Annotated in this window: 9 protein-coding genes; 5 read left to right on the forward strand and 4 right to left on the reverse strand. The window is 61.9% G+C overall.

Annotation, left to right across the window (positions count from 1 at the left end; translation table 11 throughout):
• Window positions 1-278: 278 nt before the first annotated feature.
• The 4 genes from BQ17_RS16395 to BQ17_RS16410 form a co-directional block, all read right to left on the reverse strand.
• Window positions 279-5390 (reverse strand): 2-oxoacid:acceptor oxidoreductase family protein, encoded by a 5112-nt coding sequence (locus BQ17_RS16395; RefSeq protein ID WP_089728878.1) that lies wholly within the window; start codon window positions 5388-5390, stop codon window positions 279-281.
• An 813-nt stretch (window positions 5391-6203) separates the two neighbouring features.
• Window positions 6204-7496, reverse strand: a complete 1293-nt coding sequence (locus BQ17_RS16400; protein ID WP_089728880.1) for an FCSD flavin-binding domain-containing protein — start codon at window positions 7494-7496, stop codon at window positions 6204-6206.
• Window positions 7497-7514: 18 nt separating this feature from the next.
• Window positions 7515-8123 carry a c-type cytochrome gene (locus tag BQ17_RS16405; RefSeq protein WP_089728882.1) on the reverse strand — a complete coding sequence of 203 codons (609 nt, stop codon included), beginning with the start codon at window positions 8121-8123 and terminating at the stop codon, window positions 7515-7517.
• Between the two features lie 406 nt (window positions 8124-8529).
• On the reverse strand, window positions 8530-9306 hold the full coding sequence (locus tag BQ17_RS16410; RefSeq protein WP_089728884.1) for an enoyl-ACP reductase FabI: 777 nt from the start codon (window positions 9304-9306) through the stop codon (window positions 8530-8532).
• Between the two features lie 301 nt (window positions 9307-9607).
• Here BQ17_RS16410 and BQ17_RS16415 point away from each other — a divergent pair, with 301 nt between their 5' ends.
• The 5 genes from BQ17_RS16415 to BQ17_RS16435 are packed head-to-tail and all read left to right on the forward strand — an operon-like array spanning window position 9608 to window position 13903.
• Window positions 9608-9886, forward strand: coding sequence for a type II toxin-antitoxin system RelE/ParE family toxin (locus BQ17_RS16415; RefSeq protein WP_089728886.1), 279 nt, complete (start codon window positions 9608-9610; stop codon window positions 9884-9886).
• A 21-nt stretch (window positions 9887-9907) separates the two neighbouring features.
• Window positions 9908-10192: a HigA family addiction module antitoxin gene (locus tag BQ17_RS16420; protein WP_089728888.1), complete on the forward strand. Its 285-nt coding sequence runs from the start codon at window positions 9908-9910 to the stop codon at window positions 10190-10192.
• 50 nt (window positions 10193-10242) lie between these two features.
• Window positions 10243-12411, forward strand: a complete 2169-nt coding sequence (locus tag BQ17_RS16425; RefSeq protein WP_089728894.1) for an ABC transporter substrate-binding protein — start codon at window positions 10243-10245, stop codon at window positions 12409-12411.
• 56 nt (window positions 12412-12467) lie between these two features.
• Window positions 12468-12917: a clan AA aspartic protease gene (locus BQ17_RS16430; RefSeq protein WP_089728890.1), complete on the forward strand. Its 450-nt coding sequence runs from the start codon at window positions 12468-12470 to the stop codon at window positions 12915-12917.
• Window positions 12918-12925: 8 nt separating this feature from the next.
• A complete protein-coding gene (locus BQ17_RS16435) occupies window positions 12926-13903 on the forward strand; it encodes an ABC transporter permease (protein WP_089728892.1) in 978 nt (325 codons plus the stop codon).
• Window positions 13904-14330 lie beyond the last annotated feature (427 nt).

Below are 14330 nucleotides of genomic sequence, written 5' to 3' on the forward strand. Positions count from 1 at the left end.
GCTCCGCGCCGCGGAGTGTCTCGGAAACTCGTAGCCGCTGCTGCATGGGCCTGATGTGCTTGATTTTCATGAGGATTTAGCTCAATTGAGAACGTCCCCTAGTACCCCCTTCACCAAAATTTTATGGTGAAACCAGTCTCTGTCATCTCGACCGAAGGGAGTTGTCATCCCGAGCGTAGCGAGGGGTGTCAGGTCCCGTGTGATTATATATCTAGCAGGTTCCGCGTGGATTCGCGTGATTCGTCGTTTTCCCAAGCGGTTCATGCTCGGACGAGAGATCAGCGCGTAGTCGGCTGCTGAAACCGAATAATCTCGGCGTCGCAGTCGTTGGCGACCCGGGCGGCGGTTCGGATCAGCTCCGGGGTGAGCGTGATCTTGTCGAGCACGCCGGGAATCACGCGGCTGACTTCTTTCGGTTCGCCGTCGACCATGATGGTGGTCTTTTCGAACAGCTCTCTCAGATCCTGGTAGCAGGTCTTGCAGTTGGTGCACCTGGGCATGTCTGCTTGGGTGATCTGCACCAGGGGCGCGGCGCCGGTTGCGGGACTGGTCTCAGGCACGGCACCGACGCTCGCACCCATGGTGATCGCATCCAGGGGGACCACCGACTGGCTGGCCGTGGCATCCGAGCCGGCGGCGAGCTCGGCCATGCCCCTGGCGATGGCATCGATGGTGTCCTCCCGCTGGGCGTCCGCTTGTTCGTATTTGCGTTGCCACTGCTCCAGCGCCCGGCGATGGTCTTCTTGCATGCGATCCACATGCAGACCGCCCAGGTACTCCAGCATGCGCCAATTGCGGCGGCGTTCCTCGGTCAGCTCGACGATGGCCGGCGAGACGGCCAGCTTGATCAGCCTGCGGTCATCATCCGTCGACCAGATGAAGGGTGTCTTACCGTGGCGTTCGGTCTCGTTCAGATCGATGTACTCGGGTACCGGGACCAGGTTGGCATCCGCGTCGGCGGGTCGGAAGTGCTTTTTGAAGCGACCTTCGTGGACCGCGAAATCCGCCGGCGTGAAGGGTAGCTCCTTGAGCTGGGCCTGACCGTCGGCGTCCACATAGGCCAGGGTGGTGGTGGTCCAGTCCTTGCCGATGTCCGGATTGCCGTCCAGGACGAAGCGCTCGGCCAGGGTATCGCCCCGGCGCGGATCATGGACGAAGACCGGACTCATCCGGCTCTGCACCGCCAACTCCGCATGCCGGCTCCCGGCATTGTCGGCGATCCCGTGCTCGGACATGCAGGCGGTATAGGTATCGAACACCGCAGGCGATTCGTTGTAGCTCAGGAACTCCATGACGTTCTTCATGAAGTGGCCCTGGAGGGCGTCGTTGGTCTGGATGACCAGGACCTTGGGATGGAAGGCCGCGATCAGTCCCAGCTCCTTGCGGTCCTCGTGCTTGCCGATATGGGCGACGCCGAAGCGGGTCAGGTCCGAGTCCTGGGCGGTGAAGCTGGCGGTCGAGGCCTGGCCGCCGGTGTTGGAATAGGCCCCGGTGTTGAGCACCATGACCTTGAGCGGGGTGTGGGTGACCAGCAGGCGCGACAGGGCGCCGAAGCCGATGTCGTAGACGGCCCCGTCGCCGCCGATGCTGATGACGGCGGGCAAGAGGTCGAGCTCTTCCGGGGCGAACTGCTCCCAGTTGAAGGTGCGGAAGAAGCCATCATGGAGCTCGGGATTGTAGTGGTCTTCCAGGTCGAGCTTGGCGGTGCGCAAGGCGCGGAAGTCATCGACGGCACCGGCGCTCAGGCCCTCGAACATCCCTTTGGCTACCGGCACCGTGTCCTGAAACAGGCTGTTGACCCAGGGGTCCGAGTAGGGGTTGTTGGGAAAGGTCGAGGCGTAGACGCTGCTGCAACCGGTGGCGTTGGCGATCACCGCCCCGGTGGGGCCAAGACCCGTGGGACCGCTCTCGAAGCGATACAAACGCGCCTGGAGCCGATCGATGGTCCAGGAGATCCGTTCCAAGCGGTCCGGGTCATGGTCGTCATAGGGCACGGCGTCCAGCTTGGCGGTCAGTCCTTCGATCAGACTTTCCAGCTCCTTGACGTGGTCCCGACGCCGTTGCTCGTGGATCGCCCGGTTGGTTGCCATCAGCATGCGCAGCGCGGTCACTTCGCCGCAGCCGCGGCAGGCACCGTGTCCGCCGGTCATAGCATAATAGTTGTCACGATTCAGGATCAGGCGCTTGGCGTCGCCGCCGCGCTCGGTGGCCGTCTCCCAGAAGCGCATGGGCGTGTTGTGGGTCCGGCTCAAGAACTCGAACTCCTGCTTTAAGGATTCGAGCACCGCGGCATCTTGCCGCCGGGCGCTGAGGGCACCGGAGCCGCAGACATCGACGCACTCCAGGCAGCCGCTGCATTTCCAGGGATCGATGTTTACCGAGTAGAGCCCCCCGGTACCAGGTACTGCCTGCTCCATGGCCCCGAAGAAGGGCTTGGTCTTGGCCACCGGGAAGCTGGACAGTGTCTCGACCATGCCCGCGAAGCCACGTTCCAGGGTGGCGTTTTCGAGCGCGAGTCCGGCCACTGCCTCCGCCGTGATTTCATGGAAGGGCTTGGGGTCCTTGCCGGGCAGCTTGCGGTAGGTGTCGCGGATGGTCTTGGAGAGGTCGAATACATAGCCCACCATCGTGTCTTTTTGGTGGTCGGTTAGCTTCAGGCCCCGAATCGCGGTCAGCAGCAGGTCGTGGATTTCGTGCACACTATTCGGGATGGCCGCATCCGGGCAAACAAAGGCGCAATCCATACAGCCGGTGCAGAGATGGGCCGTGTATTTGGGCACCTCGAGGCGGAACAGGCCCTTGTCTTTCCAGGCCGCACTCGCTACCGGCATGAACAACCCGGTGCCGGGGATGACCGGCGCATCGCCGATGGTCCCGTCCCGGAAGCGGTCGGCCATGACCTCCCGGTAGAAATCCAGGTCGAAGAACGCGGAGGTAGTCGACCCACCGCTGGCCTTGACCATGGAGGCGGATACGGCGATATCGGGCCCGTTGGGCACGGCGACCAGTTGTTCGGCCGCTGTGAAAGCGGCCGCTTCGTAGTCCACCTTGCGTGTCGATTCCAGCCCTTCGCGGATCACCGCCATGTTGCTCTCGATGACCGCCTCCCCCTTGGCCCCGAACTTCTTGGTCACCTGCTGGCGGATCCTGTCGAGGACGGCCTCCTCCGAGGCATCGGCGACCACCTGGCGCACGTGCCCGCACACGGCGCCGATAAAGGCGACGCCCATCATCCGGATCTCCAGATCGGGGGCCGGGGCGTGCTTTTTGGCGACCCCGAAGGCATCGACCAGATAGAGATGAATCTTGCGCTCGCGGATGGTCCGGCGGGCATAGGCGGGGAGCTGCTTCCAAACCTCCAGCGGGGTCTCGTGCGATTGGAGGATGAAGGTGCCGTCGGGGGCCAACCCGCGCAGCGGATCGGTATGGCTGAAGACCTTGTGATCGGGAGAGACGACGATTTCGACGTCTTCCAGTTCCGCGTTCGTGATCTTGATGGGCTCCGGGCTTAAGGAAATATAGAAATTGGTGGGGGCACCGCTCTTCTCGGAGCCGTACTTGGGCGCGGATTTGGAGTGGAGGCCCAATACGCCCGCCAGGATATCGGTCAGCAGCTTGCCGGTGGCGATGGTCCCGTAGCCGCCGATCGAGTGGAAGCGGACCCGGAAGGCCTGCGGTGGCAACAGGCGCGGATTGCCCTTGGTCGGCAGGGCCATGAACTCGGTTTCCGGATAGGCGGCCCTCAATCTGGCCTGGAGCTCGGCGATGGCCGGCGACGGGTTGTCCTGGAAAAATCGGGAACCCAGGTAGAACAAGGGGACATTGAGCGCGCTCTCCATATTCTTGAAGGCGGCGATCAGGTCACGGGGTTGCAGATCATGGCCCCCCAGCCCGAAGATGCCGGTACTCACCTTTGGTAAGTCGGTGATCGCCGGAATGCCCTGGTGGCGGATCAGGGCGCCGTTCTCGCGGGCCTTGAACAGGGCCTTCATCACCAGATCCGTCAGCGCCGTCTGGTCGGAGCGCTCGAGCACGGTCACCGCCTTTTTCCCGGCGAGAAACCCGATCAGCTCTCCCTCCGGGAACGGCTGCAGCAGCTTGATCGAGACCACGCCGACCTTTTTCCCTTGGGCGCGCAGATAGGCGGCCACGGCCTCTGCATCGTCGGTCACGGAGCCGAGACCGACGATCACATGCTCGGCGTCCTCGACCCGATACCCCATGACAGGCGTGTAACGGCGTCCGGTCAAGGCCCCGTATTCAGCCATCGCCTGGGTGACGAAGCGCGGCACCTCGCACACAAAGTGGGTGTGATGATCCACCGCTCCGGCCTGGAAATCCGGCTGATTCTGGACGCCGCCGGTCAACCCCGGGTCCAGAACGTCCACCAACGCAGGCACCCGCTGGCGGGTCCCCTGCTCGAAGGCATTGAGCCACTGTCGCCGCCACTGCTCATGCAGTTCCTCCGGGACCCAGGGCAAGGTTTCCTCGATCATGGTGCCCACGTTGTCCTGTTCGACATCCGCACTGCGCGCCTCCAGAAAGGCGCGGAGCTCGGCGAGCGCTTCCTGCACCATGTCCCCGGCGTGACGCTTGAGGTACTCCCCGAGCTGAAAGACGCGCCCCTTGGCCCCGAACAGGATCTCCTGGGCCACCGTCGGCGCCTTGATCCTACCCGTCGGATCACCCAGGAACTCCCTGAGCAGCTCCGGCTCCGGCATGCGGGCCTCGCTCTGCATGTGGCTGGTGGCAAAGCCGTCCATGGCATTGGCGACCGGGATTAGGGAGAGGGCACTCACCTTGTAGGCGATGGCGGCCAGATCGGCCGCTTCCTGGGGGTTGCTCCCGAACAGCACCGTATATCCGGACGGCAGCAGGGCATAGACGTCGTCGTGCCCGGCCATCACGTTCAAGGAGTGCCGGGACACCGAACGCGCGGCGATTTGCAGTACGAAGCCGCCGATCTTCTTGCCCACGGTCACATAGTGGGACTCCAGCCCGTACAGAATGCCTTGGCTGGAAGAGGCGTTCGAGATATAGCGGCCGCCGGTGAGGGCTGCACCCATGGCGCCGCTCTGGGCCGAATGCTCGCCTTCCGGCTCGAAGAAGAAGGGGTGCTTGCCCCAGACATTGCAGCCGCCCTTGGCGCGATAGGCCTCGAACAGCTCGGAGATCTCCGTGGACGGCGTGATGGGATACCCGATCACACCGCCGCAGACCTGCCCCATGACATGGGCAATCGCCCCGTTACCGTGGATGACGGTGGCGATACCCGGGAATTTGAAGCGCTCCTCGCTTTCCCGCGTGTTATCGAAGTCCACTTGAGTGCCGATCCCGATTGTCGGGATCTCCTGTCTCCGCGGCAAGACCTTGGCCTCGGCCTGATACATGCTGTACTCCTCTGCCGCCGTCAGACGGCTGGTTACATCTCGCTAGGGGGATTGGTTAAGTCCGTGCCCCATAACGCATGGCGGGTAAGCCACCGCCTCCGGCGGTGAACCCTCCAAGGCACCGCCGCTCCGGCGTGCACCGGAACGATAGATCACTGGAGCGATAGATAACCAGCTCCCGGTCCCTGGAACCGGAAGCTGGCGCCGTGCGAGATTGGTAGAACTGATCGTAGGTTAGTAATGATACTGCAAGTACCACACTGTGATTGTTACGAAATAGCGTTTACTGCGCGATCTGGTTGAAATTTAGCAAGATTTGCGCCAACGACAAGGGATCGAGACCCTTTTCAGCAGCTAATCGGCCCGCTCCGGGATAGTAGCCAATCTTCATACCATCGTACCTGATTGTGCCTATTTGTCTTAAAAGCAACGTCCTAAGTTCCGGTGTTATTCTGCGACCGGAAGAAGGCTGCAAATGCTGCATTTCCCGCGCGGAGATCGGGGCAATCGAATAATGATCATTGCGCCAGTCATAGGAGCTGTTCGGAGTTATTTGGCGTTGCCTGAGCGGGCGTCGTGTCGGGTTACGACGCGTTCAGGACGACAGCGTACCCGACTGAACACCGAATGTTGGGCACGGGCCATCCCTGGCCCTTTGCCCAACCTACCTGACGGGCGGTCGGTGCTGGCTGCGACGATGCCGGCGACTGATGAACCGGGCACTCGCAAGGGATGCCCCTACTTTGCGTCCTTTGCGCTTTTGCGGTTCATACCCTTCCCTGGAAACCGGTGACTCTCCTCATAGCTTCGCCATCAACCGAAGATATCCGCGGTAATATTCTTGAACCAGCTGTAGGCGTACTGCACTTCGCGCCGCCGGGCCTCGGGGGAGGCATCCATGGGGGTCAGACCACCGGCGCCCTCGACCCCGGCGATGGTCTTGCCGTCTTCGCTGAGCCGATAGACCGCAGCCACCGAAACAGCCCAGTCCTTGCCGATGATGGAGTAGCAGGTATTGACGTAGGAGGGGGTTCCCGGCTCCTCACCCTTGAGCATGGCGACTACCGCGGCCGCGCACACCTTCGCCTGGCTGTTGGCCGCGTAGGCGGATTTGGGCATCTTGGTGGCGATGCAGGCGTCGCCGATCACATGCACCCCCGGATGTTTGGAGGACTCGAAGGTCTTCTTGTCCACCGGGCACCAGCCGCTATCATCCGTGAGATCCGAGACCTGGGCGATCTTGCCGGCCCGTTGCGGCGGGATGATGTTCAGGACGTCGGCCTTGACCTCGTCGCCGAAGCTGGTTTCCACCGTCATGCTGCCCGCGTCCACCTTGACCACGGCCGCGTCCGGACCCGGCTGCCACTCGATCATGGCCTGGTTGGCACCGAAGCCATAGAGGGCTTTCCAGCCCTGGGTGAACAGGCCCTGCTTCGAGAACTTCTGCTTGGCGTCCAGGATCAGGACCTTGGATTTGGGCTTGTGTTGCTTGAAGTAGTGGGCCATTTGACTGGCGCGCTCGTAGGGTCCGGGCGGACAGCGGAAGGGATTCGGGGGGGCGGCGATGACGGCGGTGCCGCCGTCGGGCATCGCTTCGAGCTGGGCGCGCAGGAGCCTGGTCTGCTCACCGGCCTTCCAGGCGTGGGGCAGCTTACGGCTGGCCGCTTCGCTGTAGCCCTCGATCTGGTCATAGAGCAGCTCGATACCGGGGGCGACGATGCAGCGATCGAAGGCATAGTCCTTACCGCCGGCCTTGACGACCTTGGCGGCCGGGTCGACCAGCTCGGCGGTCGCGTGAACCACCTCGATACCCATGGCCTCGAGCTTGTCGTAGCCGAACTTGATGGTATCGATGTTGCGGTCGCCGCCGAGCACCTCGTTGCTCAGGTAGCAGGTGTGATAATGGGTGTTGGGCTCGATGATGGTGACGTCCACCGAGGCATCCGCCAGCTTGATGTAGCGGGCGACAGTGGCACCGCCGGTACCCCCACCGACGACGACGACTTTCTTCTTGCCGGCGCCCAGGGCCAGCTGCGGAACACCAACCATGCCGACAGCGGTAGCGGCCCCGGCGGCCTTGACGAAATCGCGACGATTCATGTTCATGGGTGCGCTCCTCTTCACTCACTGCTGGCCGGCATAGAAGGCGTTGATGGCCGCCAGGCCTGCTTCACCTTCTTTCTTGAGCAGCTTGTCGAGCTTTTTCTTCATCTTCTTGGGCATCTCGCGGCGGCCTTCGCGGAAGTCGGTCATGGTATTCGCCAGGTACGGGACCCATTGGCCGGCCAGCAGGGAGTATTCAGCGTCTTCGCCCGCGATCGGCTTGCCGCCCTCTTCGTGGCACTTCTCGCAGTATTTATCGTGCAGCTTGACGCCTTTCTTAGCCGCGGCCGCGTCGAATTCCTGTTTGGCCGGGACGAACTTCTGGGCGGCGAAGTGACCGGCCATCCGCTCGATCTCCTCATCCGTATAGCCCTTGGCGATGCGGCCCATGATGGTGCCGTAGGTGTCGCCGCTCTTAAATGCCTGCATGGTCTCGACGAAGGCCGTCTTTTCCATCTGAGCGATGCTGGGCGAGGCCGGGCCGAGGCTGTTACCGTGCATGCCGTGGCAACCGTAGCAGGTGCCCGCGAGCATGCCTGCGCTGGCGGTGTCGCCGGCGGATACGGCGGTCGAGAGAGCGAGCGCCAACGCGCCGGTGGCTAAGGCCAGGTTCATTGTTGGTTTGGCCATGTCATCTCCTTTGTATTTTTCGGGGTGGTAACTAAGGGCACCCTAAAACGTCAAGGAGCCCGTGCGGGGTCGAGATACCCCCTTCCGTTCAATCGCATCACCGATTGAATCCGAGCGAAACCGAAAGTCCAAAGATGCGGTTCACGGCCTGCCTGTGCGTCCCTGCCTGTCTGCGTGCAGGGACGCAGACAGGTGCTTACCACACCATTGATGCGGTTCGCGCCGGTCGCTCCGCTCCCGGCGCTCACCACATCCTACGGGATATCGTTAACATTTTTGCGTTGATTCGCGTTTATTTGCGGCAAAAAATAACTCCCGATGGAAGAACCAAACCGATGTTATCGGTACTTCGGTACAGCCGTACTCGGGTCACGGACCGGCGGCGGTGTTTAGCCGGGTGTAGGAGTCAACCTAGACCTAAGATGTGGTAACCGGTATCCACGTACAGTATCTCGCCCGTAATCCCGGAGGCCAGATCGGAGCAGAGAAAGGCCGCCGCATTGCCGACTTCCTCGATGGTCACGTTACGCCGCAGGGGGGTGCGTTCCTCCACCTGCTTGAGCATGCCCCGAAAGTTGGCGATGCCGGATGCGGCCAGGGTGCGGATGGGGCCGGCGGAGATGGCGTTGACCCGGATCCCTTCCGGGCCGAGGGAGGCGGCCAGATAACGGGCGTTTGCCTCCAGGCTGGCCTTGGCGAGGCCCATGACGTTGTAGTTGGGCACGGCGCGCACCGCACCCAGGTAGGTCATGGTCAGGAGGGAACCGTTGCGGCCCTGCATCATCCCGCGTCCGGCCTTGGCCAGGGCGGCGAAGCTGTAGGCGCTGATGTCGTGGGTAATGGCGAAGCCCTCGCGGGTGACGGCGTCGATATAGTCGCCTTCGAGCTGCTCGCGCGGGGCGAAGCCGATCGAGTGCACGATGGCATCGAGTCCGTCCCACTGCCCGGACAATTCCTGAAAGGCGTCCGCGATCTGGGCGTCGCTGGTTACCTCCATGGGCAGCACAATCTCCGATCCGCACTGGGCGGCCAGGTCCTCGACCCGGGATTTGAGCTTTTCGGTTTGGTAGGTCAAGGCGATCCGGGCCCCCTCGTGGTGCATGGCCTGCGCCACGCCATAGGCGATGGAGCGGTTGCTGGCGACGCCGGTGATGAGGACCCGTTTATCTTGTAGGAAACCCATGGCATTCCGATCCTGTCTGTGTGGTGGTTGGACAGATGGCTGACAAGGCACGTGTGAAGTGCGATCACTGGTTCTTGTTTTATTTCTTCTCCGAGTGTCCGGTCCCCGTGGGGTGGCCGGTCCGATTGCGGCTCTTTATCTGCGTGCAACGGTTGTAAGTTGCGGTTCGTCGAAATAGGCCCACAATTCCTCCTCGCCCCACCTTGTCAGCACACAAAACTCTTTGACTTAGTCGCCCATGCTTGGATAAATGTCAACAGCCCCCTAGCGGCTTAAAGGAATGCATTATACTGTGTGCTGGATGATCAAATCTTTCCGCTGTAAGCACACGGAGGCCCTGTTTCGCGGCAAGCCCACAATACGATTTCGCTCCTTTCAGTCGGTAGCGGAGCGGAAACTCCAGATGCTCGACATCGCCCGCCGCCTCGATGATATGCGCATACCGCCGGCGAACAGGTTGGAGGCCCTGAAGGGAGACCGGCGCGGGCAGTGGAGTATCCGGATAAACGATCAGTGGCGTTTGTGTTTTCGCTTCGCGGACGGTAACGCCTATGATGCCGAAATCGTCGATTACCATTGAGGATCCAGGACAATAAACAAGATGCGTCCCATCCATCCCGGCGAGATCCTGCGTGAAGAGTTTCTGATCCCTCTCGGGTTGTCGGCGAACGCCCTGGCCGTCGAGCTCGAGGTTCCGGCCCCGTGTGTCAACGACATCGTGCGCGAACGCCATGCCGTCACGCCGGACACTGCGCTGCGGCTTTCACGTTACTTCGGGACGAGCCCCGAGTTCTGGATGGACCTGCAAACCGCCTATGATCTGAAAGCTGCTGTCAGAGATTCGGGCGACAGGATCAAAGCAGAAGTCTCTCCGCGGACTGCATAGGTCCGCTGGGGTGAGCAACAAACCTGGTGGAGACCTGAAGGTTGCAGCGCATTAGACTGGGCCTGCTGCTGGCCTCGCTGTCGGCGATCCTGCTGAGCGCCTGCGGCGATACCCCCTGGAATCATCCCTATCCGCGCGACCAAGCGGGGGCCAATGTCCTCTACAGCGCCTTCTCCGAGCGTCCCAAGCACCTGGACCCGGCGCGCTCCTATAGCTCGAACGAGTATGTCTTTATCGCCCAGATCTACGAGCCGCCGCTGCAGTATCACTTTCTGAAACGGCCCTATGAACTGGTGCCCCTCTCCGCCGCTCAGGTGCCGGTACCCACCTATTGGGATGCGGACGGCGAGCCGCTCCCGGCCGATGCGCCCGCGGAGCAGGTCGCCTACAGCGAGTACCTGATCCGTATCCGGCCCGGGATCCGGTATCAGCCCCATCCCGCCTTCGCAAAAGGCGAAGGCGGGCGACCGCGGTACCTGGACCTGACGGCGGCGGATCTGGCCGGGATCAACCGCCTGTCCGACTTCCCGTATCAGGGTACTCGGGAGCTGACGGCGGCGGATTTCGTCTATCAGATCAAGCGTCTGGCCGTGCCCTGGCTGCACTCGCCGATTGCCGGCCTGATGGGGGAGCACATCCATGACTTCGCCGGCTTGGCCGAGCGCATTCAGCAGGCGGCGCCCGCGCCGCTTCCCGACGGGTCACGGCCCTTTCTGGATCTTCGGGCCGTCCCCTTCGCCGGCGCCCAGATACTGGACAGATACAGCTACCGCATCCGTATCAAGGACAAATACCCCCAGTTCGTCTACTGGCTCGCCATGCCCTTTTTCGCCCCCATCCCCTGGGAGGCGGACCGCTTTTACGCCCAACCCGGCATGAAACAGCGCAACCTCGGTCTGGACTGGTATCCGGTAGGCACCGGGGCCTTCTGGCTCCAAGAGAACAATCCCAACCTGCGCATGGTGCTGGCACGCAATCCCAACTTTCACGGCGAGTCCTATCCCGCCCAGGGCATGCCGGGAGATGAAGCGGCGGGGTTGTTGGCGGACGCCGGCCGGCCCTTGCCCTTCATCGAACGTGCCGTCTACAGCCTGGAGAAGGAAAACATCCCCTACTGGAACAAGTTTCTGCAGGGCTACTACGATAGCTCGGGGATCTCCTCCGATGCCTTCGATCAGGCGATCCAATTCAGCGGTCAGGGCGAAGCGTTCCTGACCGACCGCATGCGGGAAAAAGGGATCGGGCTGCGGACGGCGGTTCTGACGTCCATCTACTATATGGGCTTCAATATGCGCGACCCGGTAGTAGGCGGTGATTCGGAGCGGGCACGCCTGTTGCGGCGGGCCATCTCCATTGCCGTCGACTATGAGGAATTTATCGCCATCTTCGCCAATGGCCGGGGGATTGCTGCCCAGGGGCCGATCCCGCCGGGCATCTTCGGATACCGTGAAGGCAAGCCGGGGATCAATCCTTATGTCTACAGCTGGCAGGACGGGCGGGCCGTGCGCCGCGGTCCGGAGGAGGCGCAAGACCTGTTGGCCCGGGCGGGCTATCCACGCGGCCGGGACCCGGCGACGGGCAAGGCCCTGAGCCTGAACTACGAGGCCGTGGTCCAAGGCCCGGACGGCAAGGCGCGCCTGAGCTGGCTGCGCAAGCAGTTCAAAAAGCTCGGCATCCAGCTCGTGGTGCGGGCGACGGATTACAACCGCTTTCAGGAGAAGATGCGCAAGGGTACCGGGCAGATCTTCATCCGGGGCTGGAACGCGGACTACCCGGACCCGGAGAATTTTCTGTTCCTGCTCTACGGCCCCAACAGCAAGATGGCGGGAGGCGGAGAGAATTCCTCCAACTATGCCAATCCGAGGTTCGATGCCTTGTTCGAGCAAATGAAGAGCATGGACAACGGCCCCGAACGCCAGGCCCTGATCGACGCGATGATCGCTATCGCCCGCCGGGATGCCCCTTGGTTGTGGGGCCGCTATCCCAAGGCATTCAGTCTGTACCACGGCTGGGTGGGGAACCTGAAGCCCAACCTGATGGCCAGCAACACCCTCAAATACCGCCGGGTCGACGCCGCACAACGCGAGCGATTGCGTCGGGAGTGGAACCGACCCGTGCTCTGGCCCCTGTGGTTGACGGCCGGTCTGCTGGTGGCAGGGGTGCTGCCGGCGGTCCGGGTCTTCCGCCGCCGCGAGCGCCGCGCTGCCCTGCCGCCATGAATCCTTGTTATCCGCAAATGAGCGCAAATTGGCTGTCATCAGTACGGGAGTGAATTATGGGGTTGGTAAATGCACACATCGAACTTTCGAATCCGAGACACCGGGATATTGCCCCGGTCTCAGTGAAATGCTTGGTCGATACGGGCTCCTTGCATTTGTGTCTGCCGGAACGGATCGCGATCCAGCTCGGGCTCGAAGAACTGTACCAACGGGAGGTGACGACAGCCGACGGCAAGCGACACCGGGTCCCATACATGGGACCGCTGGTGGTGAGGTTCGAGAATCGTGCTTGCTTCACCGGTGCCTTGGTATTCGGAGACGAGGTCCTGCTCGGTGCTGTTCCGATGGAAGATATGGACATACTCGTAGCGCCTTCTAAACAGACCCTGGTCGTGAATCCGGAAAGTCCGGATATCGCACTGTCGGTCGCAAAACGCTTGGCTATTGCGGCTAAAAAAGAGCTCCCCGACAATCCGAAATTTCATACCCCGATGATGATTCGATAGCCCGATCCATGACCGCCTACATCATCCGCCGACTCCTGTATGCCGTCCCCATCCTGATCGGTGTGAATTTGATTACTTTCCTGCTGTTCTTCGTGGTCAGCTCCCCCGACGACATGGCCCGCATGCAGCTGGGCGTGAAGCGGGTCACGCCGGAGGCAATCGCAACCTGGAAGCGGGAGCGCGGCTACGACCGGCCCCTGCTCTTCGATCAAGAGGCCACGGGACCGGGCAAGGTTACGGATACCATCTTCTTCGCCAAATCGGTGCGGCTGTTCGCCTTCGACTTCGGCTCCTCGGACAGCGGGCGGGACATCGGTTTCGACATCGCCCAGCGCATGTGGCCCAGCCTTGCCATCGCCGTCCCCGTGCTCCTGGTGGGCTTGGCTGTAAACATCAGCCTGGCCCTGTTCATCGTCTTCTTTCGGGCCACTTACCTCGACTATGCGAGTGTAGTCCTGCTGGTCGCCATGATGTCCATCTCCGGGCTCTTCTACATCATCGGCGGCCAATATCTGCTCAGCAAGCTGTTCCACCTGGTGCCCATCTCCGGCTACGATACCGGGCTGGCAGCCTGGAAGTTTCTAGTCCTGCCCGTCATTATCGGGGTCATCGGGGGCATCGGTACCGGCACGCGCTGGTATCGCACCCTGTTTCTGGAGGAGATCGGTAAGGACTATGTGCGCACCGCCCGCGCCAAGGGCCTGAGCGAACGCCTGGTCCTGTTCCGGCACGTGCTCCGCAACGCCCTGATCCCGATCCTCACCGGCGTCGTAGTGGTACTGCCGCTGCTGTTCATGGGCAGCCTGATTACCGAGTCCTTCTTCGGCATCCCGGGACTCGGCAGCTACACCATCGACGCCATCAACAACCAAGACTTCGCCATCGTGCGGGCCATGGTGTTCCTGGGCTCGGTCCTCTACATCCTGGGGCTGCTGCTCACCGACATCTCCTACACCCTGGTGGACCCACGGGTGCGGCTGGGTTGACCGGAAACAAGAACCGCGAATGGACACGAATAGACACGAATATTTTCATAGGCGCCAAACTCGGCTACTTTTTATCCGCAAATGAACGCGAATAAACGCCAATTTGGAATTGATTCAATTTGCGTCCATTTGTGGCTAAGTTCGTGTCCCTCGCTCCACTCGGGACAAGGTTTCATGATGCTGGAGCGTCAGGACTCGCCTACCTGTGCGTCCCTGCACGCAGACAGGCTCCCAAGAAATCGCGCGAATCTACAGGAATGATGCCTTCCCGTGGGAATGCGCGGAATCATTGGTAATCATATCTTTTAGGCTCTTTATGGATTCCGGACTGCCAACGATCATGGAAGGGGACCACCGGACGTTTTGGAGTGCGGCGGCAACCTGACCCCGATGCTTACCGGAACCTACAGCGCCAGGCATAAGCGGG

The organism is Candidatus Thiosymbion oneisti (assembly GCF_900092655.1).
In the GTDB taxonomy this organism is placed as follows: Bacteria; Pseudomonadota; Gammaproteobacteria; order Chromatiales; family Chromatiaceae; genus Thiosymbion; species Thiosymbion oneisti.